General features: G+C 70.2%; 26 protein-coding genes and 1 pseudogene. 17 read left to right on the forward strand and 10 right to left on the reverse strand.

Annotated elements, in window-relative coordinates:
* Positions 1-41: 41 nt before the first annotated feature.
* From ACWY4P_RS31045 to ACWY4P_RS31055, 3 genes are read right to left on the reverse strand one after another with little or no spacing between them, the layout of a single operon-like run.
* Positions 42-473, reverse strand: a complete 432-nt coding sequence (locus ACWY4P_RS31045; protein ID WP_456203770.1) for an SHOCT-like domain-containing protein — start codon at positions 471-473, stop codon at positions 42-44.
* Positions 474-493: 20 nt separating this feature from the next.
* Positions 494-754: a hypothetical protein gene (locus tag ACWY4P_RS31050; RefSeq protein ID WP_456203771.1), complete on the reverse strand. Its 261-nt coding sequence runs from the start codon at positions 752-754 to the stop codon at positions 494-496.
* Positions 751-1,113, reverse strand: coding sequence for a DUF2089 domain-containing protein (locus ACWY4P_RS31055; protein WP_456203773.1), 363 nt, complete (start codon positions 1,111-1,113; stop codon positions 751-753). The genes ACWY4P_RS31050 and ACWY4P_RS31055 overlap by 4 nt, the downstream gene beginning before the upstream one ends.
* A gap of 303 nt (positions 1,114-1,416) precedes the next feature.
* On the opposite strand from ACWY4P_RS31055, the gene ACWY4P_RS31060 reads away from it, so the two are divergent.
* Complete coding sequence (locus ACWY4P_RS31060; RefSeq protein WP_456203774.1) at positions 1,417-2,259, forward strand: SAM-dependent methyltransferase; 843 nt, start codon at positions 1,417-1,419, stop codon at positions 2,257-2,259.
* Between the two features lie 301 nt (positions 2,260-2,560).
* Here ACWY4P_RS31060 and ACWY4P_RS31065 read toward each other — a convergent pair whose 3' ends face one another.
* Complete coding sequence (locus ACWY4P_RS31065; RefSeq protein ID WP_456213115.1) at positions 2,561-2,836, reverse strand: hypothetical protein; 276 nt, start codon at positions 2,834-2,836, stop codon at positions 2,561-2,563.
* A gap of 622 nt (positions 2,837-3,458) precedes the next feature.
* Here ACWY4P_RS31065 and ACWY4P_RS31070 point away from each other — a divergent pair.
* From ACWY4P_RS31070 to ACWY4P_RS31080, 3 genes are all read left to right on the forward strand, one after another.
* A complete protein-coding gene (locus ACWY4P_RS31070; protein ID WP_456213116.1) occupies positions 3,459-4,061 on the forward strand; it encodes an XRE family transcriptional regulator in 603 nt (200 codons plus the stop codon).
* A 163-nt stretch (positions 4,062-4,224) separates the two neighbouring features.
* The gene (locus ACWY4P_RS31075) at positions 4,225-5,211 is read left to right on the forward strand and encodes an aldo/keto reductase (RefSeq protein ID WP_456203775.1); all 987 of its coding nucleotides are present in this window, start codon (positions 4,225-4,227) and stop codon (positions 5,209-5,211) included.
* Positions 5,212-5,681: 470 nt separating this feature from the next.
* Positions 5,682-5,996: a helix-turn-helix domain-containing protein gene (locus ACWY4P_RS31080; RefSeq protein ID WP_456203776.1), complete on the forward strand. Its 315-nt coding sequence runs from the start codon at positions 5,682-5,684 to the stop codon at positions 5,994-5,996.
* Here the strand turns inward: ACWY4P_RS31080 and ACWY4P_RS31085 are convergent.
* Positions 5,949-6,611 carry a class I SAM-dependent methyltransferase gene (locus ACWY4P_RS31085; protein ID WP_456203777.1) on the reverse strand — a complete coding sequence of 221 codons (663 nt, stop codon included), beginning with the start codon at positions 6,609-6,611 and terminating at the stop codon, positions 5,949-5,951. The genes ACWY4P_RS31080 and ACWY4P_RS31085 overlap by 48 nt on opposite strands.
* Before the next feature lie 364 nt (positions 6,612-6,975).
* Here ACWY4P_RS31085 and ACWY4P_RS31090 point away from each other — a divergent pair.
* Positions 6,976-7,134 (forward strand): annotated as a pseudogene (locus ACWY4P_RS31090) (NADP-dependent oxidoreductase); the annotation flags it as partial.
* An 87-nt stretch (positions 7,135-7,221) separates the two neighbouring features.
* Here ACWY4P_RS31090 and ACWY4P_RS31095 read toward each other — a convergent pair.
* Positions 7,222-7,629 carry a peptidase inhibitor family I36 protein gene (locus ACWY4P_RS31095; RefSeq protein WP_456203779.1) on the reverse strand — a complete coding sequence of 136 codons (408 nt, stop codon included), beginning with the start codon at positions 7,627-7,629 and terminating at the stop codon, positions 7,222-7,224.
* Between the two features lie 83 nt (positions 7,630-7,712).
* Positions 7,713-8,306 carry a CGNR zinc finger domain-containing protein gene (locus tag ACWY4P_RS31100; protein WP_456203781.1) on the reverse strand — a complete coding sequence of 198 codons (594 nt, stop codon included), beginning with the start codon at positions 8,304-8,306 and terminating at the stop codon, positions 7,713-7,715.
* 85 nt (positions 8,307-8,391) lie between these two features.
* Here ACWY4P_RS31100 and ACWY4P_RS31105 point away from each other — a divergent pair, with 85 nt between their 5' ends.
* Together ACWY4P_RS31105 and ACWY4P_RS31110 are read left to right on the forward strand one after the other, a co-directional pair.
* Entirely contained in the window at positions 8,392-8,832 is a 441-nt protein-coding gene (locus tag ACWY4P_RS31105) for a carboxymuconolactone decarboxylase family protein (RefSeq protein ID WP_456203782.1), read from the forward strand.
* Entirely contained in the window at positions 8,829-9,734 is a 906-nt protein-coding gene (locus tag ACWY4P_RS31110) for a phosphotriesterase family protein (RefSeq protein WP_456203783.1), read from the forward strand. The genes ACWY4P_RS31105 and ACWY4P_RS31110 overlap by 4 nt, the downstream gene beginning before the upstream one ends.
* Positions 9,735-9,780: 46 nt before the next feature.
* On the opposite strand, the gene ACWY4P_RS31115 is transcribed toward ACWY4P_RS31110, so the two are convergent.
* The 3 genes from ACWY4P_RS31115 to ACWY4P_RS31125 form a co-directional block, all read right to left on the reverse strand.
* Positions 9,781-11,058, reverse strand: a complete 1,278-nt coding sequence (locus ACWY4P_RS31115) for an acyltransferase family protein (RefSeq protein WP_456203784.1) — start codon at positions 11,056-11,058, stop codon at positions 9,781-9,783.
* 286 nt (positions 11,059-11,344) lie between these two features.
* Positions 11,345-12,769, reverse strand: a complete 1,425-nt coding sequence (locus ACWY4P_RS31120) for an alpha-2,8-polysialyltransferase family protein (RefSeq protein ID WP_456203785.1) — start codon at positions 12,767-12,769, stop codon at positions 11,345-11,347.
* A complete protein-coding gene (locus tag ACWY4P_RS31125) occupies positions 12,769-13,743 on the reverse strand; it encodes a glycosyltransferase family 2 protein (protein ID WP_456203787.1) in 975 nt (324 codons plus the stop codon). Before ACWY4P_RS31125 ends, ACWY4P_RS31120 begins: the two co-directional genes overlap by 1 nt.
* A gap of 280 nt (positions 13,744-14,023) precedes the next feature.
* Between ACWY4P_RS31125 and ACWY4P_RS31130 the strand changes: the two genes are divergently transcribed.
* From ACWY4P_RS31130 to ACWY4P_RS31175, 10 genes are all read left to right on the forward strand, one after another.
* Positions 14,024-15,382, forward strand: a complete 1,359-nt coding sequence (locus ACWY4P_RS31130) for a DUF6716 putative glycosyltransferase (protein WP_456203788.1) — start codon at positions 14,024-14,026, stop codon at positions 15,380-15,382.
* Positions 15,383-15,480: 98 nt separating this feature from the next.
* Entirely contained in the window at positions 15,481-16,743 is a 1,263-nt protein-coding gene (locus ACWY4P_RS31135; protein ID WP_456203790.1) for a cytidylyltransferase domain-containing protein, read from the forward strand.
* Positions 16,744-17,676 (forward strand): N-acetylneuraminate synthase family protein, encoded by a 933-nt coding sequence (locus tag ACWY4P_RS31140; RefSeq protein ID WP_456203791.1) that lies wholly within the window; start codon positions 16,744-16,746, stop codon positions 17,674-17,676.
* A 136-nt stretch (positions 17,677-17,812) separates the two neighbouring features.
* Entirely contained in the window at positions 17,813-18,919 is a 1,107-nt protein-coding gene (locus ACWY4P_RS31145) for a hypothetical protein (protein WP_456213117.1), read from the forward strand.
* Between the two features lie 212 nt (positions 18,920-19,131).
* On the forward strand, positions 19,132-20,412 hold the full coding sequence (locus ACWY4P_RS31150; RefSeq protein ID WP_456213118.1) for an amidohydrolase: 1,281 nt from the start codon (positions 19,132-19,134) through the stop codon (positions 20,410-20,412).
* A gap of 143 nt (positions 20,413-20,555) precedes the next feature.
* Positions 20,556-21,593: a BMP family lipoprotein gene (locus ACWY4P_RS31155; protein ID WP_456203792.1), complete on the forward strand. Its 1,038-nt coding sequence runs from the start codon at positions 20,556-20,558 to the stop codon at positions 21,591-21,593.
* Positions 21,594-21,617: 24 nt separating this feature from the next.
* Entirely contained in the window at positions 21,618-23,312 is a 1,695-nt protein-coding gene (locus ACWY4P_RS31160; RefSeq protein WP_456203793.1) for an ABC transporter ATP-binding protein, read from the forward strand.
* Positions 23,309-24,472 (forward strand): ABC transporter permease, encoded by a 1,164-nt coding sequence (locus ACWY4P_RS31165; protein WP_456203795.1) that lies wholly within the window; start codon positions 23,309-23,311, stop codon positions 24,470-24,472. The genes ACWY4P_RS31160 and ACWY4P_RS31165 overlap by 4 nt, the downstream gene beginning before the upstream one ends.
* Positions 24,469-25,719: an ABC transporter permease gene (locus tag ACWY4P_RS31170; RefSeq protein ID WP_456203797.1), complete on the forward strand. Its 1,251-nt coding sequence runs from the start codon at positions 24,469-24,471 to the stop codon at positions 25,717-25,719. Before ACWY4P_RS31165 ends, ACWY4P_RS31170 begins: the two co-directional genes overlap by 4 nt.
* Positions 25,719-26,138 carry a cytidine deaminase gene (locus ACWY4P_RS31175; protein ID WP_456213119.1) on the forward strand — a complete coding sequence of 140 codons (420 nt, stop codon included), beginning with the start codon at positions 25,719-25,721 and terminating at the stop codon, positions 26,136-26,138. Before ACWY4P_RS31170 ends, ACWY4P_RS31175 begins: the two co-directional genes overlap by 1 nt.
* The last annotated feature ends 6 nt before the right edge of the window (positions 26,139-26,144 follow it).

A 26,144-nucleotide genomic window follows, 5' to 3' on the forward strand; every position in this document is an offset into this window, starting at 1 on the left:
GCCCGACCCCGTGGTCCCGGGCGCCGGGCGCCGTGGCGGTGTCACTCGCAGAACACCTGCACCTTGGCGTCGGGGTCGTCGAGGTCGACAATGACCTCGTCGAGATGGTCGATGAGCTCCTCGAGGTGCTGCGGCTTGAGCTCGGTGAGGTCGATCGGTACCCCCGACTTGTCCAGTTCCGCGTTGGCCTTGGTGAGCGCCTGCGGAGGGATAAGGCTCGTGAGCCGGACCCCGGCGCGCAGCAGCTGTAGCGGGACCCGGACGTTGACCCGGCCTGACCCGTCGCCGCCGGAGCCGTCCGCCCAGCTCACCACCACGCGCAGATACTTGGGTCGGGGTTTCGGGCGGGACGCGGCTCCGGTCGGCGACTCGGGCTGTTCTTGTCCGAGGGCGTCGATCAGCCGCTCGGCCTCGTCCGCGGTGATCTTGCCCTCGGCCAGCATCTGAAGGATCTGGCGGCGCTGCTCGTTCAATGTTGCTCTCCCTCTCTGGCTCATCTGACGCTTACCAGCACGGCCGTTCGGCCCTGCTCGATCTCGAACCGGGTGCCGGGCAGCGCCCACAGCAGCCGCCCGATGCCGCGCAGCGCGCCCACCGCGCTCACCTGGGTGACGAGGCATGCGACCACTCCGCCCAGTACGGCGAGCAGCAGCAGCGGCGACAGCACCAGCACGACCGGCAGCACCGGGACGTACAGCCGCCGCCAGCGGCCGTCGGGTCGGCGATGGCGTACCGTCACCAGCTGCGGGATCATCGGGACCGCTCCAGCTCGGCCAGCGCCTCCTGGACGCTGATCTCCCCCCGCTGCAGGCGGTCGACGACGTCGGCGCTGGTGGGCGCCGGGTCGGTGTCGACGAAGTCGAGGTGCTCGGCGATCCGTTTCAGCCGGGACTTGATCGTCGGGTAGCTCACCCCGAAGATCCGCTCCATCTCCTTGATCGAACCGTGCGACCGTACGAACGCGGCAACGAACACCTGGTCGTCGACGCCGAGCTGAGCCAGCTGCGGCGGCTCGAACTGCCCCTCGACCACGACACCGCTGTCGGCGAGGCGGACCCGCTCGACCACGAACGGCCGCCCCTGCGTCAGGTCCGTCAGCTCCTGCCAGTCCACCCTCGGCTCCCTTGCTCTCGGCGATACGCTCGCCATTCTTTTGTACCTTGAGTTTCTTAAGGCGTCAACGCACAGATCTTGATTTTCTTAATCCGACCTTCGAAGAACTGGATCGCGGACTCCCGTCGTCCGTGGCCGGCGGTGCACTCGTCCCAGCCGGCATGCCGTCGACGTACCCGCGCTCCAGCAGCCCGAGTGCGGTCGGGTGGTACGCGTCCAGCTCACGGGCAGGATCGTGCTGATCGTTCGGTGACCGCCGGAGCGTCTGCGGTGCCGAAGAAGGCGAGACCACGGGAGAGTGGCATGACTTCTCACGACAGCCGGGCAGCCGCATACCCGGCACAGCTGTATGCGCACTTCCTGGGTGACAGAGCAAACAGCGGGGGCAGGGAAGACGATGGGGACCCCGTTCCCACACTGGCCGAACGGATACAGCAGCGCGTGCCCAGCGTCGGGCTCATCGCACGCAATCAGCGTCTCTTCGTGATGCGGGCGGTACGTATCCTCGCCGGGCAGTACGGCATCAGGCAGTTCCTCGACATCGGCTCCGGGCCGGACCACGCACCGAACGTTCATGAAGCGGCCCAGGCCGTCGAGCCGGCCTGCAGGGTCGTCTACGTCGATCGGGATGAGGCGGCCATGGCGGAGCTGTCGGCCAGGCGGGTGGGGGACGCCCGAGTCGGCTACCTCACGGCCGATGTGCGTGATCCCGAGGCCATTCTGGGCTCGTCGGCCGTGCGGGGGACTATCGACTTCCAGCAACCCGTCGGATTACTCCTGGCCTCGGTCTTCCTGTTCGTCCAGGACGAGGACGACCCGGCTGGCATCGTCGAGCGGCTGGTCGCAGAGCTGCCGTCCGGCAGCTACGTGGCCTTCTCGCAGGGCACCTACGACTATGACGGCGACCGGCGCACCGTGGAACTCCTGACCTCCTTGTACGCGGAGGGCGGCGTGATCGTCACACCGCGCGACAGGGCCACCATCGCGGAATTCCTGGAGGGGGCCGGACTGGAGATCCTTGCTCCCGGCATCGTCGCCACCAACCGTTGGCGACCGGACGCGGACGCGCATATGAACCTGGACGCCGCCTTGCCGGGGGACGAGGCCGACTCCTGCATTCACGCTGTCCTCGCTCACAAGCCGTAAGCGTTGTTGGCCGTGGCACATCCGTGCGGGTCGTCCTCGATACCGCTGTCGGCCTCCTGGGAAACGGACCGGATGACGGCATTCGGGCGCATCAGCGGGCGGGGGCTGCTCGCCCAGGGCGTGGCACAGGGCCGCGTGCAACTGCTCCGCCTCAGCGGGGGTCAGCTCCAGTTCGGCGATGGCGCGGTGCTGCCCGCAGCTGCTGATCTGGAGCGGCAGTGCGGGCACTCCATCGTGTGTACGGTGCAGGCCCCGCCCGGGACGGGCCCGACCTGCCAGCCGGTCATGATGCCCTCGGCACTCATAGGGGCGGGACCCCTGCCCTGGCAGTCGTCCCGCGCAGCACGTCGCGCAGCGCTTCACACAGCCGATCCGCCAGGAACCGGAGTTCGCCTGCGTCCGCCTTGTGGTCCCCGAGCAGCGCACGGGCGTGGCTGAGGAGCTCCCTCCCCATCGACACCTGTAGCGCCTCGATCTCGTCCGCTCTGCGGCTCAGAGGGCTGTTGTCGCCGTCCGCCGCCAGGTAGCACGGCTTGCCGTCCGGGTCGGACCACGGCAGTAGCCGCAGGCCGGACATCGCGGTCACCGAGCCACCCCCGCGAGCATGCCGTGAATCCGCTCGGGGCCCGCGTCGATGCCGTCGGGGGCCAGGGGCAGCACGCGCCGCCGCCCCTGCTGAAGCTCCCGCCGCGGCGTGCGGCGGACGGGCGGCGGCGGAGGCGCCGCACCGGCGGTGCTGGGCTCTGAGGCTGGCGGGCAAGCCCGGTGACGGCCACACGGCCGTAAGGCGAGAAGCGTACTCACCCATGTGAAGAACCACCCGATAGGGTTGTTCATTGTTCATCAGCTCCTGTGAGGCTGGTGGGCCACGCCCCGGGGCCGCGGACACGGTTGCCGGGGTCTTGTGTGTGGCTTTGCAGTCAAAGACTGGCCTCCCGAAGCAGACCTATCGCCACCCAAAGCGGAGACGGTTGGGGCGTACCGGCGTTACCGTTGAAAACGCCCAAACGTCCCCAGGGGGATCCTTGAATACAGCCTTACGATCAGCTATCGAGTCCGCTGGGCTGTCACCGAGGCAGCTTGCTATCCGGGTGGGTGTCTCTGGCAAGACCGTTGAACGATGGATCGCGGACGAAGAGCTCATCCCGCACGCCAGGAACCGGGTAGACGCCTCTGAGGTGTTGGGAGTTGAAGCAGAGATGCTGTGGCCGAAGGCTGTTCGGGATCGGTTGAAGACCGGCGGTGACCGGGAGCTCGTCCAAAGCTACGCCTACAGGTCCGCATGTCCTTCGACAGTCTGGGCTGATCTGATCGCCGGGGCGACCGAGGACCTGTTCTTCGCCGGCTTTACGTCCTACTTCCTCTGGACACAGGTGCCGGCTCTTCCCGAGACGCTGCGGAGGAAGGCGGAGAGCGGTTGCCGAGTTCGCTTCCTGCTCGGCGACCCGGATGGACCGGTGGCCCGACAACGCGAAGAGATCGAGGACGTTGCCCTGACGGTCTCCACGCGCATCAAGATGACCCTGGAGCAACTGGCCAAGATAGGTGGGGTGCACGGGCTGGAGGCGCGATTTTCCGCCCCGGCCGATGCCGTGAACCACGTGTCCCTCTCGGTCTTCCGCTTCGACGACGATGCACTTGTCACGCCGCACTTGGCCCGGCTCGTCGGCCATGATTCGCCACTGATGCATCTGCGGAGCCATAGTGACATGGGGATGTTTTCTCGCTTCGCGGAACACGCGGAGGAGCTGTGGTCCGGTGGCGTCCCCATCCCGAGGATCACTTCGTCCGCGCCGCGATAGCGGTAGCAGCCCTGCGCTGGGTCGGTGCAGGTGCGGCGACCCGGACCGCGTCGCGCCCTCCTCGCGCTGCAAGTTCGGTTGCTTGAAGCGCGCTTCAAGTCCCTAGCATCGCTGGCATGACGGGTGATCAACGGCACCCCGTGGAAAGGGCTTGAGCGCCATCATGAGCAACGCCATTGAACAGATCAGCAAGGTCGAGCTGGGCCACGGCGGCCCCCTCGTCGGTGTCCAGGGCTTCGGCGCCATGGGCATCAGCCACGCCTACGGACAGACGGATGACGCGGCGGCCCGCGACACCCTGGAGGCCACCGTCGAGGCGGGCGTCACCCTCATCGACACCGCCGACATGTACGGCTCCGGTGCCAACGAGGAGTTCCTCGCGCCGTTCGTCGCCGCCCACCGGGACGAGATCACTCTGGCCACCAAGTTCGGCATCGAGCGCCGCGCCGACGACCCGGACTACCGGGGCCTGCGAAACGATCCCGCCTACGTCAAGAAGGCCGTCGAGGCGAGCCTGCGCCGCCTGAACGTGGAGGTCATCGACCTCTACTACATGCACCGCCGCGACCCCGCCGTCCCGCTCGCCGAGTCTGTCGGCGCCATGGCCGAACTGGTGCGGGAGGGCAAGGTCAAGCACCTCGGCCTGAGCGAGGTCACCGGTGCCGAGCTGCGCGAGGCGCACGCCGTGCACCCGATCACCGCCGTGCAGTCGGAGTGGTCGCTCTTCAGCCGGGACGCCGAGCGCAGCGCGGTGGGCGCGGCCGCCGCGCTCGGGGTCGCCTTCGTGCCGTACTCGCCGCTCGGCAAGGGCTTTCTGTCCGGCGCCTTCACCGACGTGAGCAAAGACCTCTCCAGCAGCGACGTCCGGCAGTCGCATCCGCGCTTCACCGGCGACAACGCCAAGGCGAACGCCGCTCTCCTGGCGCCCCTGCACAAGCTCGCAGCCGACCATGGCGCCACCACGGCCCAGATCGCCCTGGCCTGGGTGCAGCAGCGGGCCCAGGCGCACGGCCTGACCGTCGTACCGATCCCCGGAACCCGCAAGCGCAGCCGCCTCCTCGAGAACGCCGCGGCCACCCGGATCACCCTGACCACGGAAGAGCTGGCGCTGCTGGAGCCGATCGCCGGCCAGGTCGCGGGCGACCGCTAGCCGGACATGTCGCTCACCTCCGCGGCCCGGGAGGCCTAGGAGTTGGGGATGAGGGCCGGGGCGGGGACAGTGGGCGAGCCGGCGCCACGCTTCGCTGTCGGCGTCGGCTATGCGCTGTACCGGGGACCGTCGGCGGACGGCTCCTTCCACCGGCACGCCGCCTTCCAGATCGCCATCGCGGCCGGGGCCGGGGCCGGGGCCGGCGGCGAGGTGGGCATGGTGGACTCCGGCGACACCTGCCATCGAGGCGCGGTACTGCTCGTGCCTCCGATGGTGCGGCACCGGATGCTCCCGACGGAGGACCAGCTCACGTTCTTCGTGGACCCACACTGCGCGTTCGCCGACCGGTTGCGTCGGCGCTGCGGCCCCGGCATCACGGCCGCCCCCGAGCTGCACGAGCTCGGCGAGGGGGACGTACGCCGGGCCGGCGCGCGCCCGTCGGGCGAGCTCGCCCCCCGGCTACTGGCCGCATGCCGGATCTGGCCGCAGGCGTTGGCCTGTCGCCCCAGCGGCTGCGTGCGCTGGCCCGCGACCAGCTCGGCCTGCCGCTCGTGCGCTGGCGGCTGTGGTTGCATCTGCGGCGGGCCGCCGAGGGGCTGCACGAGGGCCGGTCACCGGCAGACGCGGCCGTCGCCGGCGGCTTCGCCGACCAGGCGCACTTCACCCGGCAGATGCGGGAGCTGATCGGCCTCACCCCGGCTGCCGTACTGCCGGTGCTCCGCCCGTCCAGCCGCCCGTCAAGCGCGGCGCGCGACGTACACCGAGATCGAGCCGCTGAGCGTTGAGACCACCTCAGCCTCGCGCACGCCACTGAAGCCGGCTTCGGAGATCAACCGGGGCAGGACCCCTTCGGCGTTGGGCCGGGTGTCCTCGGTGCCGTCGGCGAGCTGCACAAGGCGGAACGCCAGGCGCATCGTCCGGGTGCGCTGCAGCCCGTAGTCGGCGATCACCAGTTTTCCGCCAGGCCGTAGCACCGCATGCATCGAGGCGAGGATGGCCCGCTTCGTGTCCATCGGGCACTGGTGCAGCACGAGGCTGGAGACCGCCGTGTCCACCGAGCCGGCGCCGAGAACCTCCGCCACCTCGTCGCCCATGCCGACCCGCCACTCCACGGCGGTACCGGTGGTGGCTGCCGTGTCGGCCTTGTGGCGCGCGATGGCCAGCACGTCGGGGTCGGGATCGACACCGATGATCCGTGCCCGTGGTTCGACGCGGTGCAGCAACAGCGCCAGCGAGCCGGTGCCGCAGCCCACGTCGACGATCTCGTCGCCGGGCCGGGGAGCCACGTGCATGGTCAGCAGACCGCGCCACAGGCGCTCGCGCAGCAGGGCGGCCACGGGATCGTAGAGACGCGCGGGGGCGAACCGGCCCAACGCCGGGGTGAAAGCTCGTTCGGTCATGCAGGCAGTCTCGGGCGGCTGCCGCCGCCCGGTCTTGAACAGATCGCTTGTGCCCGGCCTGATCGGCGCTCCTTTGACGACAGGCCCTGAGCTTGTTTTCAACCCTCTTAGAGGACAAGGCGGTTGGGTTGGCTCCCCGAGGCTCCCCGAGCCCCGCTCGCCTAGCCAGATGCCACACCTCGATCATCCGGTCGGGAGGACCGGCATCAGCAGTGCCGAACCCACACGTTCGGTTCCACCAGCTCTCCTAGATCACGCTCGCGATTGATCACCACCGGGGCGAGGGCGCCAGGCACCACGTAGGAGCCGGAGTCGGGGATGGTCAGGGGTCCAGCGGAGCACCGTCCGCCCGCGTCCAGGTCTTTTCGCGGTACCGCATCTGCGGAGCGGCCGACTCGCTCTGGACGAGACGGTGGTTGACGGGTTCGAGCGCATCGTGGACGCGTTCCTGGGAATGCTGCGCGGCCGGAACACCGGCAAGATCATCGTGCGAGACCGCACGCAAGCCCCGTGCGCGAACTGACACCCCAACGTCAATGAGGCCGAAGCCGCCGCGGTGGACGTCTCGGCCGGCGGCCTGCGCGCACGGCCCAGGCCGCCGGGCCCGCGGTCAGCCGTCTTCGCCGGGTGGTGTGCCGCAGCTCAGGCCGCCCGGGCCGTCGAACTGCACCGAGCTGAGGAAGTCCCGGTAATCGGGGTAGAAGTTGCCCTTGCCAGTGGGGTCGGCGGAGGTGACGACCGCGCAGCCCGTGTAGTTGGCGTCGGACCAGAGGTAGATGGTGGAGGAGGTCCGGTTCCAGTCCGACTTGGCCCGGTCGTTCATGCCGAGCGCCGCGAGGTCCGGCGTGCTCCCCCTCAGCGTGATCATGTCGCCGGTGCCGTCGAGGCCCGAGAACATGCAGTAATAGCCGTCAGGACACCGGTCGTACCCATCGGCCGCATGGGCCGTGGAGGCGGGCAGCGCGGTGGCGGCCGCGACGGCTACCGGCACGAGCAGGGCACGTAAAGTGTTCCTCATCTATTTTGTCTCCTTGGCCTGAATTGCGGGTGCGTGAACGATCAGGGCAAGACCCTACGGTCGTGCGCTCGGCCTGCCAAGAATCAAGATCCAGTGCTTGGTGCAGGCAGTTCAGGAGCGGCGGCGCTGCGGCGGGCACGCAGCGCGCGGACCCTGCCCCGGCTCGCACACGACGGGGACGGGCACCAGCGTCGGCGCCCGGGCGGATCGATGAAGATCCCCCGGCAGTCGTGTTCAGGGCAGCTTTTCAGCGTCAGCCGGTCCGAGCTGCTCAGCTGGCCCACTGCCTGACGGGCGATGCGGGTCAGAGCATCCACGGTCGTCGTTGGTGGTTCGCGGCGCAGCCGGTCGTCCGCTGTCAGCCGGATCGGGTCGTCATGTGCGGAGAGGAACCCGGCCAGGTCCGCCACGGCGCCTGCGGGCGGCGGCTGCTCATCGACGGTTGCCAAGGCCAGGACGCGCAGGGTCTCCCGCAGCTGCCGCGCCTGCTCCAGGTCTTCCTGGCCCGGTGGCCGAGTGGGGGACAGCTCGCAGTGCTCCAGCCATTCGGCGAGCCGGGCGGGCGTGGCGAGCCGCTCCACCGGCTCCGCGCTGAACGTGCGGCCTTTGGTGGCGAGCAGGTTCAACCAGAGGGCGCCGCAGTCGAAGCGGAAGGCGAACTTGTCTTCCTTGGTCATAGCGTGAGTGTAACGCTTCAGTCGTTACCACTGCTATCGTTCCGTAACGCTTGAGGCGTTACGAAGCTCGAGGGAGGACACGACCATGGCAACGAACCCCGGACTGTCGGAGCACCTGACACAGACCCGCCTGGATCGCGATGAGGGATACCGGATGCTGGACCTCCTCCAAGACGAGGCCACCCAGCAGGCGACCCTGCCGGGACTGGAGCGGATCGCGCCCGGATACGCCGACTGGATCATCACCGCCCTGTTCGGCGGCACCTACCTCCGCGAGGGGTTGTCGTTGCGCGACCGGCAGCTGGTCAACCTGGCCGCCCTCACCGCACTCGGCGGCGTGGACCCGCAGCTGAGCGGCCACGTCAAGACCGGGCTGCGGATCGGAATGACCCGGCAGCAGATCGTCGAGGTCTTCGTCCACCTGGCGCCCTACATCGGCGTGCCCAAGGCGCTGGCCGGGCTGCGTGTCGCCGCGGACGCACTCGCCGACGCGGAGCAGGAGCAGGCGCAGGAGAGCACGCGATGAGCCCCGCGATCCGGACTGTGCTCGGGGACATCCCGCCCGACGAGTTGGGCATGTGCGACGCCCACGACCACCTGTTCATCCGCTCGCCCATGCTGCCGGGCCAGGAACTGGACGACGCCGAAGCCGCATGTGCCGAACTCAATGCCTTCGCCGCGCTCGGCGGAGGCGCGGTCGTGCAGTGGACCCCCTGGGGGATGGGGCCGCGAGCCGAAGAACTTCCCGGCCTGTCGCGGCGGTCCGGCGTCCACGTCGTCTCCGCCACCGGATTGCACCAGGCGAGACACTACGACCACGACGAGCTGGAAGCTGTTCGCGACGGGCTGGCCGAGCTGTTCGTCCACGAGGTGACCAGCGCCCCCGTGAAGGCCGGACTGATCAAAGTCGCCGGGTCCTATCACCGCCTGGACGACCACGCCCGGCACGTCATGGCCGCCGCCGCCGAGGCACACCACACCACCGACGCGCCCATCGGCGTCCACCTGGAGGCCGGCACCGCGGCCCTGGACGTGCTCGAGCTGCTGTGCGGATCACACGGGGTCGAACCACGCCGTGTGATCCTCGGCCACCTGCATCGATTCCCGGATACCGGAATGCACCGGCAGGTCGCCGAGGCCGGCGCCTTCCTGGCGTTCGACGGCCCGTCCCGCGTGCACCATGGCACCGACTGGCGCTTGCTGGACTCCCTCGCCGCCCTCGCCGACGCCGGTCACGCCCACCAGATCCTGCTCGGAGGCGACACGGTCACCTCGACGGCCAGATCCACCGCGGACGGCCCAGGCATGCCGTTCCTGCTGAGCGGCCTGCGGCCGCGGATCGAGAACGAACTGGGCCCCGACATCGCATCCGCGATCTTCACCGAGAACCCGGCCCGGGCCTTCGCGGCGCAATGGCGGCAGCCATGACCCGCAAGCTGCGGCCGGCCCTTGGGGGGCCGGCGCTCATGAGGAGTCAGCGCACCCGGACCGCCGTCAGCGACCGCTTGATGACAGGCGTCAGGCGTTGCTCCACGAAGCGGTAGAGCAGCCAGGCGAGGGTCAGCATCAGCAGGATGGTCAGGGCGAAGGTGCCGTAGGAGGGGATGCCCAGCTTCTGGTGGAGCAGCTCGACCACCACCCAGCCCAGGTGTTCATGGACCAGGTAGAAGGGGTAGGTGAGCGCGCCCGCGAGGGTGAGCCAGCGCCAGTTGGCCCATTGGAACTTCCCCAGGGCGATCAGGGCGACCGCGAGATAGCCGAAGGCCACGATGGCGACGATGCCGAGCGTCGAACGGTAGGAGAAGAAGGAAGGATTCGGCGCGTGCCACAGCTCGGCCACCGCGTAGTGCTGGCCGATGAGGAAGCTGAGGACGACGACGCCCCAGGCCAGGGCGTCGTGGCCGTAGCGGTGGATCAGGTAGAGGCCGATGCCGCCGATGAAGTACGGGGCGTACTGCGGCATCAGGACCAGCTCCAGGAGGGGCTGGTTCGCCGCGTCCGCGAGGGCGGCGGCCAGGGTCCACACGGCGCAGAAGAGGATGACGCGTTGGCGGTTGGCGCCGGGGAGGACGACGAAGAGGGCGAAGAGGGCGTAGAACCGCAGCTCGGCCCAGAGCGTCCAGCACACGCCCAGCACCCGGTCCACGCCGACGGGCTGCTGAAGCATGGTGAGGTTGACGAGCGTGTCGCTGGGCGAGACCGACTTGAACGCGACCCAGGGCAGGGCGAAGACGGCGGTGACGATGAGGATCGCGGCCCAGTAGGCGGGGTAGAGCCGCGAGACGCGTGAGGCGAAGAACGAGCGCAGGGGGCGGCCCCAGCCGCTCATACAGATGACGAAGCCGCTGATGACGAAGAAGATCTGGACGCCGAGGCAGCCGTACGCGAAGTAGGTGGAGGCGGTGGGGAACTGTTCGCGGGGGGAAGTGCCCCACGCCTGGCTGATCTCCCCGCCCCTGCCGCCGTAGTGGTACGCGGCGACCATGAGGGCGGCGAGCAGCCGCAGCCCGTCCAGCGCGCGCAGCCGTACGGGCGCGCCGCGGGACGGGCGCGAGTCCTCGGGGGTGGGTGAGGTCGCGGGTGTCTGCGGGAGTGCGGGGGGCAGGGGGAGCGCGGCGGTGGGGGTTGCGGGGGATGCGGCGGATGTGGGGGATATCGGGCCCGTGTCGCCCGCGCCGTTGTCCGTCCCGTCGGACGGGCTGCCGCCCGGGCCGGTGGACGAGGGGGCGGGTGCGCCTGCGGTCGCGGTCACGATGTCGCCTCGTTCCGCGTCGCCTCGTTCCGCGTCGCCCCGTTCCGCGTCGCCTCGTTCCGCGTCGCCTCGTTCCGCGTCGCCTCGTTCCGCGTCGCCCCGTTCCGCGTCGCCCCGTTCCGCGTCGCCCCGTCACCCTCCTGGCGTATTCGGCGCATGGGGCGTATTCGGCCGAGCTCTCTGCCCGTGGTCATGGTGCCGTTCCCGTTCCTTCGCACTCGTCGCCTGCGCAAAGCCATCCGGCTTGTCCCCCGACTTGTCTACCGACTTGTCTCCCGCCCCCGGTTCACCCCGTGGCCGCTCGCTTCAGCGCCGACCGCTTGAGCGCGCGCGCCCGTCGCGCGACGCGGCGTACGGTCTCGTTGCGCGGGATGAAGGCGAGCTGGGACGGGACCGCGCCGGGCAGGGCGAGTGCCGTCAGGCGGCGGCGCTTGAAGTACCGCCAGGTGTGGGAGTCCAGGTGGGCGTTGAGATAGCGCTCGGCGGCGGGACGGAGCGATGGGTAGATCTTGGCCTGCATGGCGAAGCCGACGGCGCTGACCAGCCCGGTCAGCCGCTGGCCGGTGCGCTCGTCCGTGGGCGGGGTCCACGCGGCGACGGCCTTGTGGTCCTCGAGGTCGGGCAGCAGCGCGTCGACGATGGTGACGGGCACCCGGTTGCTGTTCTGGTAGGGGGTCAGCCGCTCCAGCAGCACCTCGGTGCCGATGCGGGCGACCGGCAGCCCGTAGAAGACGCTCGCGGTGAGCAGCGCGGTGGAGAAGCAGCCGATGACCAGGGCCGGGGCCATCCGCTGGTAGAGCACCTCGGCGAGGACGGGCGTGTCCATGACGGTCAGCTCGGCGCCCAGCTCCGCGGCCTTCTTCTCCAGCATCTGCGACCAGCGGGCCGGAGCGGTGGGGTGCGGCTTGAACACGACGCTGCGGTGGCCGAGGGCCACGGCGCCGCGCAACATCCGTACGTGCAGCTCCTCTTCCTCCTGCGGAGTGAGGATGTCGAGCGCCGAGAGGTACTGGCCGAGCATCAGGGCCGGGCCCACACCCGTGGCGATCCGCTCGCTCGCGGAGGCGACGCTGCGCGGGGCGGCTTCGCCGATCTCGGTGAGCACCTTGGTGAAGACGTCGGTCGGGATGACCTCCGGCTTGACGCCGAACTCGGTGAGCAGCAGCGGCCGCAGCCCCGGGACGAGGTCGAGGTGGAGGAGGCGGCGGATGCGGGTGCCGATCAGCGGGTCGAGCTTGTTGCGGGTGGGGCCGTAGCTCATCAGCCCGTCGGCGTAGACGTCGATGGGCGCGCCCTGGAAGACATTGGCGATCGCCATGGCCGGGTTGACCTGGATGGACTCCAGGACGATCTCGATGTCGTCGTCGTCGAGGTTCCACAGCAGCCGCAGATGGCGCTCCCACAGCGGGGCGTCGTCGGCGCGCGGGGACCAGCCGCCCGGGTGGAAGGGGCTGATCGTCTCGTTCCAGGACAAGACGCGGTCGAAGCGGCCGCGCAGCCGTTCGAAACCGGGCATGTCGTCGATGGCGGGGGTGGTTTCGGGCGTCGCCGCGTTGTTGCTGATGAGCAGCAGGCGGCGGTCGGCCGGGCCGATGCGCTCCGAGTCGATGGCGGCGGCGATCGTGGCGGCGCCGTAGAGCGTGGAGGCGAGGAAGATCTGGGTGCGCTTGCGGAGGGCGCGGGAGCGGCGGGCGGGGGCGAGGGCGGACATCAGGCCGCCACCTCCGTCACCGAGCGGCGCTTGAGCCGGCGCAGCCGGGCCGCACGCTCGTAGTCCATCGAGTCCAGCGCTTCTTTGAGTACGTCCTGTGGCATGCGCTTCATCGCGGCCGCGGACATGGAACGCAGTTTCCTGGCCACGGTCGGCTCGAACCTTTCGATGTTGCCGAGATGGTGGGAAATGATCGCGCAATAGGTGCGCACGGCCTTCGGGAGAAGGGCGTCCGCGTCCTGGTCCTGGGCCGTTTCCTCGATTACCTGATCGAATGCGCGAATGAAGTCGAGCTGCCGTACGTCGCCGATCTGGGTCAGCGAGGACGCGACGCCGCGCCGGTAGAAGACGCCCAGCAGGCCGACCGCCGCGAATGAGCGTGCCTCGCGGTGCAGCTTCCAGATCCAGGGGCGGTCCTCGGCGGTGCGCAGACCGTGGGTGAAGTGCAGCAGGCCCTGGTCGGCCAGGCGGCGGTGGTAGATGCCCGCCCAGGCGTAGGCGTAGTCGACGGAGGTGGAGCGGTCGGCGGGGAGGATGGCGTCGCGCGGGTTCATGACCACGCCGCGGAGGCCGTGCGGCACGCGGTGGATCGTGCGCGCCCGGCCGGTGCACTGGACGTGGTCCGTGCGCAGGAAGTCGCAGTCCAACTCCTCGATGGCGGAGAGCAGTTGCTCGTAGTAGCCGGGCGCGAGCCAGTCGTCGCCGTCGAGGAAGGTCAGGTACTCGCCGCGGGCCGCGTCAAGACCGGTGTTACGGGCGGTGGCCAGCCCGCCGTTCTGCTCGTGCCGCACATAGACGGCCCCGGGAAGGTCGCGCTCGGCGCGCTCCAGGATCTCCGGCGTCCCGTCGGTGGCACAGTCGTCGACGAGAATGAATTCGAAGTCCTCACGCGCGTTCGCGCGCAGGCTCCTCAGCGTATCGGGGGCATAGGTCTGCACGTTGTAGAACGGCACGATGACGGAGAGCTTAACCACTTGCGTGACGGTAGGTCGCCGTCTGGCATTCGTCTTGACGAGGGGTGTACGTAAAGGTGAACGAAGAACGTCAGGACGGTTAACCCGCCGCCTTTGTCGGAACATCTGCGCGGTTGACCGGGTGCTTCGACCGGCTTCCAGGAGGCCTCCCGACAGCTTCCGGACGGCTTTCCGAAGGGTGCCCGTCGGCTCCCGTCGGCCGATTCGCCAATCGTCGATGTGCTGTTAACCCTTTGTTGCTCCTGCGTTGGGCCGTGAATCGAAATCGCTTCCTAGCGTCATGGTCGTGCCCTCACGTACCAATTCCCCCCTACGAGTCGCCGTGCTCGCGGACTCCGACACCCGGTGGAAATGGGGCGCGCTCACCGCGCACCGCCTCGTCCCGGATGACTCGGACTCCGGCCGCCGCATGGACGGCTTCCTGCTGCGCGGCCGGGCGACGCCCACGGTCCGGCAGCTCGCCGAGGTCGGGGTGCGCGCGGACTCGCTGCGCGAGGTGACGGGGGTCGAGTTCGTCTCGGCGGTGGACCGCGAGCGGTACGACGTGATCGTGCTGTCCCTGGTCGGCGGCGCCGTCCAGGCCATGCTGCACGGCCTCGCCCGCGCCTGGGAGGGCGCCGAGCGCCGACCCGTCGTGGTCACCGGCTACGTGGGCGTGGTCTACGAGAAGCTCGCCGACGGCCTGCTGCTGCGGCACGGCGCGGACGTCGTCCTCGCCAACTCCCGCCATGACGCCGAGCGGTTCCGCGACGTCTACACGGGCGTCGGAGCGTCGGCGGACAGCGTCGTGGAGTGCGCGCTGCCGTTCCTCGGGGGCGCCCGGTACGACGAGAAGGCGCGGGAGGGGCGCGCGTACCCCGGGGGCACCGTGGTGTTCGCGGTCCAGCCGTCCGTCCCGGACAACCGCACCGACCGGATGTACCTGCTGCGCCGCGCCGTGGAGCACGCCCGGGCGCACCCCGACCGCGAGGTTCTGGTCAAGCTGCGCAGCAAGCCCGGTGAGCACACCACGCACATCGAGGAGCTGCCGTACCAGAAGCTGGTCGGCAAGCTCGGCGACGACGTGCCGGGGAACTTCCGCCTCGCCTACGGCAACATGGGCGAGGTCCTGGACACCACGGACCTGCTGGTGACGGTCAGCTCCACGGCCGCCCTGGAGTCCCTGCACCGCGGTATCCCGACCGCCGTCCTCACCGACCTCGGGGTGCGCGAGGTGCTGGGCAACCACCACTTCCTCGGCTCCGGCTGCCTGGCCTCCTGGGACCAGCTGGACGCGGGCCATCTGCCCGAGCCCGACCCCGACTGGGTGAGCCGCCAGGGCGTCGCGGCAGACGGCGCGTACGAGACGGCCTTCGACGCCGCGCGGCAGCGGGTCGCCGAGCTGGCCGCCCGGCAACTGCCGCCGCTCGCCCCCTACTACACGCGGACCACCGCGCCCGGCTATCTGCCCGCGAGGCTCGCCCGCTACGGCTTCGAGCCGGACGGCCGGCCGCGGCCGGGCGCCGCGGCCGGGGATGCCGCGCAGATCAGCGGGTTGCGCCGGGTCGTACGCAACACCATGCGGGAGGCGGCGCGCGGCGCCTATCGGCACGGCGTCCAGCGCGTGGCGCCCGTGATCCGCCGGATGGGGGAGCTGTGAGCGCCCCGGCAGAGCAACGCGCGGCAAAGCAAGGCGCAGCAAAGCAAGGCGCAGCAAAGCAGCGCGCAGAAGGCACCGAAGGCACTGAAGGAGCCGCCATGTCCCCGTCCGACCGGCGTGTGGTCGCCGTGATCCCCGCCCGTGGCGGTTCGAAGGGCGTGCCCGCCAAGAACCTCGCCGCCGTGGGGGGCGTGCCGCTCGTCGCGCGCGCCGTCCGGGAGTGCCAGGCCAGCCGCCTGGTGACGGACGTGATCGTCTCCACCGACGACGCGGGCATCGCCGCCGTGGCCCGAGGCGCGGGCGCGGAGGTCGTCCAGCGGCCGACCGCCATCGCGGGCGACACCGCGACCAGCGAGGCCGCCGTGCTGCACGCGCTCGACGCGTACGAGGCGATGCACGGGATCAGCGCGGAGGTCGTGCTGCTGGTGCAGTGCACCAGCCCGTTCATCGTCCGAGAGGACGTGGACGGCGTCGTCGAGGCGGTGCTGGACGGCGGGGCGGACACCGCGCTGACGGTGGCCCCGTTCCACGGCTTCGTCTGGCGGGACGCCGAGGACGCGACCGAGAACGGGAACGGGAACGGGAACGGGACCGGCACCTCGACCGGCACCTCGACCGGTGCCACGCCCGACGGCGGGTTCGGCGTCAACCACGACAAGTCGTACCGGCCGCGCCGCCAGGACCGGCCGCAGGACCTGCTGGAGACCGGCGCCGCGTACGCGATGCGGGTGGGCGGCTTCCGCACCGAGCGGCACCGCTTCTTCGGCCGGACCGCCCTGATACGCACCGACGCGGCCCGCGTCCTGGAGATCGACGACCCGCACGACCTGGCGCGGGCCCGCGCGCTCGCGCCGCTCCTGGACGCCCCGCGCCCCGGTGCGCTCCCCACCCGCGAGGACATCGACGCGGTGGTACTCGACTTCGACGGCACCCAGACGGACGACAGGGTGCTGATCGACTCCGAAGGACGCGAACTCGTCGCCGTGCACCGCGGCGACGGGCTCGGGATCGCCGCCCTGCGCCGCGCTGAGCTGGCGCTGCTGATCCTGTCCACGGAACAGAACCCGGTCGTCGCCGCACGCGCCCGCAAGCTGCGGGTCCCCGTGCTGCACGGCATCGACCGGAAAGACCTCGCACTGAAGCAGTGGTGCGAGGAGCAGGGCATCGCGCCGGAGCGCGTGCTCTATGTCGGCAACGACGTCAACGACCTCCCGTGTTTCGGCCTCGTCGGCTGGCCCGTGGCGGTCGCAGGTGCGCACGACGTCGTGCGCGGCGCCGCACGCGCGGTCACCTCCACGCCCGGAGGGGACGGTGCGATCCGCGAGATCGCCTCGTGGATTCTTGGAAAGGAACTGTCTTAAGTGAGCTCCAACAATCGCCTCCGTACGCTCGGTGACAAGATCGCCGGCCCCGGCCACCCGGTCTACGTCACAGGTGAGATCGGCATCAACCACAACGGCGACCTGGAGAACGCGTTCAAGCTGATCGACGCCGCCGCGGACGCCGGCTGTGACGCGGTCAAGTTCCAGAAGCGCACCCCGGAGATCTGCACCCCGCGCGACCAGTGGGACATCGAGCGGGACACCCCCTGGGGCCGGATGACCTACATCGACTACCGGCACCGCGTCGAGTTCGGCGAGGACGAGTACCGCGCGATCGACGAGCACTGCGAGAAGCGCGGGCTCGCCTGGTTCGCCTCCCCGTGGGACACCGAGGCCGTCGCCTTCCTGGAGAAGTTCGACGTGCCGGCCCACAAGGTGGCCTCCGCGTCGCTGACCGACGACGAGCTGCTGCGCGCCCTGCGCGCGACCGGCCGCACGATCATCCTGTCGACGGGCATGTCCACCCCCAAGCAGATCCGCCACGCGGTGGAGGTGCTGGGCAGCGACAACATCCTGCTCTGCCACGCCACCTCGACCTACCCGGCCAAGGCCGAGGAGCTCAACCTGCGCGTGATCAACACGCTGCAGGCCGAGTACCCGAACGTGCCGATCGGCTACTCCGGCCACGAGACCGGTCTGCAGACCACCCTCGCCGCCGTCGCGCTCGGCGCGGCCTTCATCGAGCGCCACATCACCCTGGACCGCGCGATGTGGGGCTCCGACCAGGCCGCCTCGGTCGAGCCGCAGGGCCTTCAGCGCCTGGTGCGCGACATCCGCACCATCGAGGAGTCGCTGGGCGACGGGGTCAAGAAGGTCTACGAGAGCGAGCTCGGGCCGATGAAGAAGCTGCGCCGCGTCGCGGGGGTCGTCGCCGAGGACGAGGCCGCCGAGCGCGAGCCGGCCGGGGTCTGACGAGCCGGTCGGAGTCCGAGAGGTCTAAGAGGCCAAGGAGCCGTCTGCTGTGAACTCATCGGCCGGTCAGCCCGGCCCACGCCCGGAAGCGGCGGGTCCCCGTGACTCCTCGGGGGCTGCCCGCCGCTTCCGGGCCCTGTCCCGGGACGGCGCGAAACGTCCCGGTCCCACCGGCGCCGGCTCCGGCGCCACCCTGGCCTTCGTCGAAAGCCCGGTTCAGCTGCTGAACGTCCTGGAGTGGGCGCACGCGGACGGGGCCGACCCCGAAGCGCTCACGGTCGTGGTGCTGTCGCCGCACGACCCGATGACGCGCGGCCAGCTGCGCCGGATGGCGGAGCTCGCGCGGGACGAGGGCATGGGGGTGCGGTGGGAGGAGGCGCGCGGTGGGGCGGGCGCGCCGCTGAAGACGATCGGGGGGCTGCGCGGCCCGCTGCGCCGCGCCGACCGGATCGTCATCGGCGATCCGTTCTCGCGCTATGTGCAGCTGCTGCTCACGCTCACCCGCGCCCAGGACCTGGTCGTCGTCGACGACGGCACGGCCACCATGGAGTTCGTCTCCCAACTGGCCAGCGGTGAGCCCCTGGTGCGCTGGCACCGGCGCGGCACCGGCCGGGGGGCGCGCGAGATGGTGTTCGCGCCGGTGTCGGCGACCGCGCGCCGCCGTCTCACTCCGGGCGGCAACCGGCGGGTCGAGGTGTTCAGCTCGATGCCCGTCGAGCCGCCCGCCGGGGTGACCGTCACGGCCAACTCCTTCGCCTGGACCCGGGACCGCTTCGGCCCGCCCTTGCTCACCCGCGGCACCGACCTGGTGGGCACGTCCCTGGTGGAGACCGGGGTGGTCGACCTGGAGCGGTATCTGGAGGCGGTGGCCTCCCTGGCGCGCACGCACGGGGCGACCCGCTACTTCGCGCACCGCCGCGAGAGCGCGGAGAAGCTCCACCGGGTCGCGGTCGAGATCGGGCTGGAGATCGTACGGCCGGACCTGCCGCTGGAGCTGATAGCCCGCCGCGGCCCCATCGGCCATACGATCGTGAGCTTCCCGTCGACCGTCGTGCACACGCTGCCGCTGGCACTCGCGGGCACGGGGGTCAAGGTCGCGGTCTGCGATGTGGACCCCGCCTGGCTGAGGAGCGACGCCTCGCCGCGCGCCCAGGGGTTCCTGTCGGGTGTCACGGGCACGGCCCGGGACGCGCACCGGCTGCGGTCGGTGCCCGCGACCGGGGGGCTGACGACCACATCCTGAGATGCCGGCGGCAACTTCCTGTCAGGCTTCACCTGTACGCCATGTGGCGCTCGTCACTGTGGAGCGGCCTTGAAGGGACCTGTTATACCCCCTGACTAGGGAGATCATGCGCAAGGGGTGGCAGTTTCCTGTCCTCGAACGGGTTGAAGTTTTGTTGATCGACATCCGGTCGCCCCACCAGCCGTTCTACGCTTCATCGGGTGAAGCAATTGATGTCCCCCGAGACCGATTCCGTCACCGCTGAGGCCGAGGCTGTCGCGGCCGAGGCCGCACCCGGCCTCAGCGCGATCGCCCTCGCGCTGCCCGGCCGGCTTCCCGAGGAGCTGCGGACGGAACTGATCGCCTTCCGGCGGGACATCCACATGCACCCGGAGCTCGGCAACCGCGAGTTCCGCACCACCGCCGCCATCAAGGCGCGGCTGGAGCAGGCCGGCCTGGAGCCGCGCGTGCTGCCCACCGGCACCGGCCTCATCTGCGACATCGGTCCGGGAGGTGGTACGGGCGCCGGCGCGGGCGACGCCGTGACCCTGCCCATGCTGGCGCTGCGCGCCGACATCGACGCGCTGCCCATCCCGGACACCAAGTCCGTGCCCTACCGCTCGACCGTCCCCGACCGCGCCCACGCCTGCGGCCACGATGTGCACACCACCGTCGTCCTCGGCGCCGGTCTGGTGCTGGCGGAGCTGGCCCGCGAGGGTCGGCTGCCGCGCCCCGTACGGCTGCTGTTCCAGCCCGCGGAAGAGGTGCTGCCGGGCGGCGCGCCCGACGCCGTCGAGGCGGGGGTGCTGGACGGGGTCGGCCGGATCCTGGCGCTGCACTGCGACCCCAGGGTCGACGTGGGCCGCATCGGGCTGCGCACCGGCGCGATCACCTCCGCCTGCGACCGCCTGGAGGTCTCCCTCGACGGCGCGGGCGGCCACACCGCGCGCCCCCACCTCACCACCGACCTGGTGACGGCCGCCGCGAAGGTGATCACGGAGGTGCCCGCGCTGCTGTCCCGCCGGGTCGACACGCGCTCGGGCCTGGCCGTCACCTGGGGCCGGGTGGAGTCGGGCCACGCCTGCAACGTGATCCCGCAGCACGCCGAGCTGTCGGGTACGGTCCGCTGCCTGGACCTGCCCGCCTGGCAGGAAGCGCCCGACCTGGTGCACGCCGCGGTCGACGAGATCGCGACCCTGCACGGCGCCAAGTCGGAGATCAACTACGTCCGCGGGGTGCCGCCCGTGGTGAACGAGGGCAGCTCGGTCGAGCTGCTGCGCCGCGCGATGGAAACCCGCCGCGGATCGTATGCGGTGGAGGGTACGGAGCAGAGCCTAGGCGGCGAGGACTTCTCCTGGTATCTGGAGCGCGTGCCCGGCGCGATGGCGCGGCTGGGCGTCCGCAGGGTCGGTGACACGGCCCGGCGTGATCTGCATTGTGGTGATTTCGACGTGGATGAAGGGGCGATCGAGGTTGGCGTGGAGCTGTTCACCGCCGCGGCTTTGCTTGATTGACATGTTCCGGAGGCGCCCGGGACAAGTCAGATTCGCGACGATCCGATAACGGCTTCCGGGTGCCCCTTTATCTGCCATCTACGCGCGTTACGATGCGGCGAAACCAGCGCCGAAGGAGGCGCTCAAGCCGAAGGGGAACCCTTGTGCGCCGGGTATCCAGCATCGCCGTCGCGGGCATAGGCATCGCGGCCCTCGCGTTCACCACCACGGCCTGTGGTGGCAGCTCATCCGACTCCAAGAAGGACAAGGGCGTCGCGATCGCCTATGACGTGGGCGGCCGTGGCGACCAGTCCTTCAACGACGCCGCGTATGCCGGCTACGCCAGGGCCAAGAAGGAACTGGGCGTCAAGGGCGACGACATCGAGCCGTCCGAGGGCGAGTCCGACGCCGACAAGGTGCAGCGCCTGACCGAGCTGGCCCGCGAGGGGCACAACCCGGTCATCGCCGTCGGGTTCGTCTACGCCGGGGCGGTGAAGGAGGTGGCCAAGAAGTACCCGAAGGTCACCTTCGGTCTCATCGACGACGACACCGTCCACGCCAAGAACGTGGTGAACATGGTGTTCAACGAGGAGCAGGGCTCCTACCTGGCGGGCGTGGCGGCCGCCCTGACCACCAAGTCCAAGACGGTGGGCTTCGTCGGCGGCGTGGAGAACCCGCTGATCAAGAAGTTCGAGGCGGGTTACGTCCAGGGCGTGCACGACACTGACAAGTCGGTCAAGGTGAAGGTCCAGTACCTGACCCAGCCGCCGGACTACAGCGGCTTCAAGAAGCCCGACTCCGGCAAGGACACCGCCAACGGCCAGCTGGACGCGGGCGCGGACGTCATCTACCAGGCCGCGGGCGACTCGGGCAGCGGCGTCATCGAGGCCGCTGCCACGCGCGGCAAGTGGGCCATCGGCGTCGACAGCGACCAGTACCAGCAGAAGGGCCTGGCCAAGTTCAAGGCCAAGATCCTGGCCTCGGCGACCAAGGGCGTCGACGACGCCGTCTTCAACCTGGTCAAGTCCGTCAAGGACGGCAAGCCGGAGGCCGGTACGGTGCGCTACGGCCTCAAGACGGGCGGCGTCGGCCTGGCCGACTCCAACCCCGCGTACAAGAAGATGACCAAGGTGGTCGCGGCGGTCGAGACAGCGAAGAAGAAGATCATCAGCGGCGAGATCAAGGTCAAGACGACGCCGTAGGGTGGCATTCGATCTGCTGAGCACATGAGCGGGGCCTGGGGAGGGAGCTTTGGGCACACCACCTCAGGTCCCGCTCGCTGTGCGGCCCGTCGCCCCGCGAAACTCCTCCAGCTACCGCCGAGACTCCTTCTTCGAGGAGAGTGCGCCATCAACGCGTCCAGCAGTCCGCCCGCAGTAGAACTCAGCGGGATCACCAAACGCTTCCCCGGTGTCGTCGCCAACCACGACATCCACATCGCCGTCCGCAAGGGGACCGTGCACGCCATCGTCGGCGAGAACGGCGCGGGCAAGTCCACCCTGATGAAGACCCTCTACGGCATGCACAAGCCGGACGAGGGGACCATCGCGGTCGACGGCGAAGAGGTCTCCTTCCACAGCCCCGCCGACGCCATCGCCCGCGGCCTGGGCATGGTGCACCAGCACTTCATGCTCGCCGACAACCTCACCGTCCTCGAGAACGTCGTGCTCGGCGCCGAGAAGCTGTACGGCATCGGCGCCAAGGCCCGCGAGAAGATCAAGGAGATCTCGGACGCGTACGCCCTCGGGGTGCGCCCCGACGTCCTCATCGAGGACCTGGGCGTGGCCGACCGTCAGCGCGTGGAGATCCTGAAGGTCCTCTACCGGGGTGCGCGGACGCTGATCCTGGACGAGCCGACCGCCGTGCTGGTCCCGCAGGAGGTCGACGCGCTCTTCGACAACCTCCGCGAGCTCAAGGCGGAGGGACTGACCGTCATCTTCATCTCGCACAAGCTCGGCGAGGTGCTGTCCGTCGCGGACGACATCACCGTCATCCGGCGCGGCACCACGGTCGGCTCCGTCGTCCCCTCCGAGGTCACCGCCCGGCAGCTGGCCGAGATGATGGTCGGCAGCGAACTGCCCTCGCCCGAGACGCGCGAGTCCACCGTCACCGAGGTGCCGCTGCTCCAGGTCGAGGGGGTGAGTCTGACCGCGCAGGACGCCGAGCACGGTGCCCGCACCGTGCTGGACGACATCACCTTCACCATCCGCAAGGGCGAGGTGCTGGGTCTGGCCGGGGTCGAGGGCAACGGCCAGACCGAGCTGATCGACGCGCTGGTCGGCACCCGCAAGCCCGACAGCGGCACCATCCTCCTCGGCGACGAGGACATCACCGGCTGGCCCACCCGGCGGCGCCGCGAGGGCGGCGTCGGCTACATCCCCGAGGACCGGCACCGCCACGGCCTGCTGCTGGAAGCGCCGCTGTGGGAGAACCGCATCCTCGGGCACGTCACCGAGCGGCCCAACACCAAGGGCAAGGGCTTCTGGCTCGACCTCCGGGGCGCGCGGGCGGACACCGAGCGGATCGTGGCCGAGTACGACGTGCGCACCCCCGGCATCGAGGTCACCGCGGCCTCGCTGTCCGGCGGCAACCAGCAGAAGCTCATCGTGGGGCGGGAGATGAGCCACCATCCGCGGCTGCTCATCGCCGCGCATCCCACCCGCGGCGTGGACGTCGGCGCGCAGGCGCAGATCTGGGACCAGATCCGCGAGGCGCGCCGGGAGGGCCTGGCCGTCCTGCTGATCTCCGCGGACCTGGACGAGCTGATCGGCCTGTCCGACACCCTGCGGGTCATCTACCGCGGCCGGCTGGTCGCGGACGCGGACCCGGCGACCATCACCCCCGAGGAGTTGGGCTCGGCCATGACCGGCGCGGCCACGGGCCATCTGGAGCACCCCGCCGAGGAGGGGGCGGCGCGATGACGAAGACCGACAAGACGAAGCCCATCAGCGGCACCGCGGGCAAGAGGTTCAGCCGCGACCAGCTGCTGCTGGCCGTGGCCGGCCCGGTGCTGGCGCTGGTCGTGGCGGTGGTGCTGACCTCGGTGGTGCTGCTCGCCTCGGGCAAGAGCCCGTTCGAGCCGTACACGCTGATGTTCCAGTACGCGGCCAACGCCGATATCCAGGTGCTGATCATCAACCAGGCGAGCTCCTACTACCTGGCGGCCCTCGCGGTGGCGGTCGGCTTCCGGATGAACCTGTTCAACATCGGCGTGGACGGCCAGTACCGGCTCGCGGCGATGGCCGCCGCCCTGGTCGGCGCCAACGTCGATCTCCCTGGCCCGCTGAGCATCGCGCTGATCCTGATCGTCGCCATGCTGGTGGGAGCCTTCTGGGCGGGCATCGCGGGCATCCTCAAGACCACCCGCGGCGTGAGCGAGGTCGTCTCCACGATCATGCTCAACGCGATCGCCACCAGCCTGATCGCGTATCTCATCCTGCCCGAGCAGTTCGGTGTGCAGCCCAAGGGCAGCAACAACCTCACCACCGGCGACCTGCCCGAGTCCTCCTGGTTCCCGGGCATCCACGTCAGCGATGTGGCCGGTGACATCTACGGCTTCGTGTTCGTCGCCATCGCCTGCGGCCTGGCGTACTGGCTGGTGCTGGGCCGCACCCGATTCGGCTTCGACCTGCGCGCCACCGGCGCCAGCGAGAGCGCGGCGGCGGCCAGCGGCGTCGACGCCAAGCGCATGGTGCTCACCAGCATGCTGATCTCCGGCGCGGTGGCGGGCCTGGCGGGCATGCCGGTGCTGCTCGGCGACTCGCACACCTACAGCCTGAACTTCCAGACCGGCATCGGCTTCACGGGCATCACCATCGCCCTCCTCGGCCGCAACAACGCGGTCGGCATCGCCTTCGGCGCGCTGCTGATCGCCTTCCTCGACAAGGCGTCCCAGACGCTGGACTACAACGGCTACGAGAAGGAGATCGCCACGATCATGCAGGGCCTGATCGTGATCTCCGTGGTCGTCTCCTACGAAACCGTCCGCCGGTACGGCCTGCGCCGCCAGCAGCGGAAGGTCGGCGAGGAACTCGCCGCCGCGGCCCGTACGACGACGACCCGTAAGGAGGTGCCGGCATGACCACCACCACTACGGAGAAGCCGCAGCCGCGGAAGCCGGTGCGCCAGAAGCTGTCCCTGCCCGTGGTCCTGCTGATCGTCGCGGGCGCCATCGTCCTGGTCTCGGCGGTCCGGATGATCACCGGTGCCGATGACATCACCTCGGTGGGCCAGGTCTCGGGCGCGCTGGAGCTCGCCATCCCCATCGGCCTGGCCGGGCTCGGCGGGCTGTGGGCCGAGCGGGCCGGCGTGGTCAACATCGGCCTCGAGGGCATGATGATCCTCGGTACCTGGCTCGGCGCCTGGGCCGGATACCAGTGGGGGCCGTGGAACGGTGTGCTGTTCGGCATCGTCGGCGGCGCGCTCGGCGGGCTGCTGCACGCCGTCATCACCGTGACGTTCGGCGTCAACCACATCGTGTCCGGCGTGGCGATCAACATCCTCGCCGTCGGCGCCACCCGCTATCTGTCCAACTTCACCTTCCTCGAGTCGTCGGGGTCCGCCCGGAAGTCGCCGTCCATCGACCCGATCACCCAGATCACCGTGCCCGGGCTGTCCGACGCGATGAAGACCCTCAACGGCAAACACTGGTTCCTGGTCTCCGATCTCGCGGGGCTCGTCGGCGGTGTGGTGACGGAGCTGTCGCTGCTCACCGTCGTGGCGCTGCTGCTGATCCCGGCCACGTGGTGGGTGCTGTGGCGCACCGGGTTCGGGCTGCGGCTGCGGTCCTGTGGCGAGAACCCGGTGGCCGCGGAGTCGCTGGGCGTCAACGTCTACCGGTACAAGTACCTGGCCGTGATCATCTCCGGCGGGTTCGCCGGGCTCGGCGGCGTCTTCCTCGCCGAGGTGGCCTCCAACCTCTACCAGGAGGGCCAGACCGGAAACCGCGGTTACATCGGCCTGGCCGCGATGATCTTCGGTAACTGGATGCCCGGCGGGCTGGCCATGGGCGCGGGCCTGTTCGGCTACACCGACAGCCTCAACCTGCGCTCCGGCGGCACGAACGTGCACGCGCTGCTGCTGTTCCTGGTGGTCGTGCTCGCGCTGGTCGCGCTGTGGCAGCTGTACCGGAAGAAGTACGTGGCCGCGGCCATCGGCGCGGCGGCATCGGCGCTGCTGCTGGTCTGGTATTCGCTGACCGAGGAGGTGCCGAGCCAGTTCGTGACCGCGGCACCGTACATCGCCACGCTGCTGGTGCTGGCGCTGTCCGCACAGCGGCTGCGCGCGCCCAAGGCGGTGGGGCTGCCCTACCACAAGGGAGGCGGATGATGACCACCGCCGCGACCCCGGCCCCGACCGCGCCGGTCGACTGGGAAGCGCTGCGCGCGCAGGCCCGGGGCGTCATGTCCCGGGCCTACGCCCCGTACTCCAGCTATCCCGTGGGCGCCGCCGCGCTGGTCGACGACGGCCGCACGGTGACCGGCTGCAATGTGGAGAACGCGGCGTACGGCGTCGCGCTGTGCGCCGAGTGCGGCCTGGTCTCCGCCCTGTTCGCCTCGGGCGGCGGCCGCCTGACCGCGTTCACCTGCTGCGACCGCCACGGCGCGGTGCTGATGCCCTGCGGCCGCTGCCGTCAGCTGCTGTGGGAGCACGGCGGCCCGGGGCTCCAGGTGGACACCGCCTCGGGCATCCGCCCGCTCGCCGAGCTCCTCCCGGACGCGTTCGGGCGCAACGACCTGGAACGCTGAGCCGCT

The organism is Streptomyces sp. LZ34 (genome assembly GCF_053890475.1).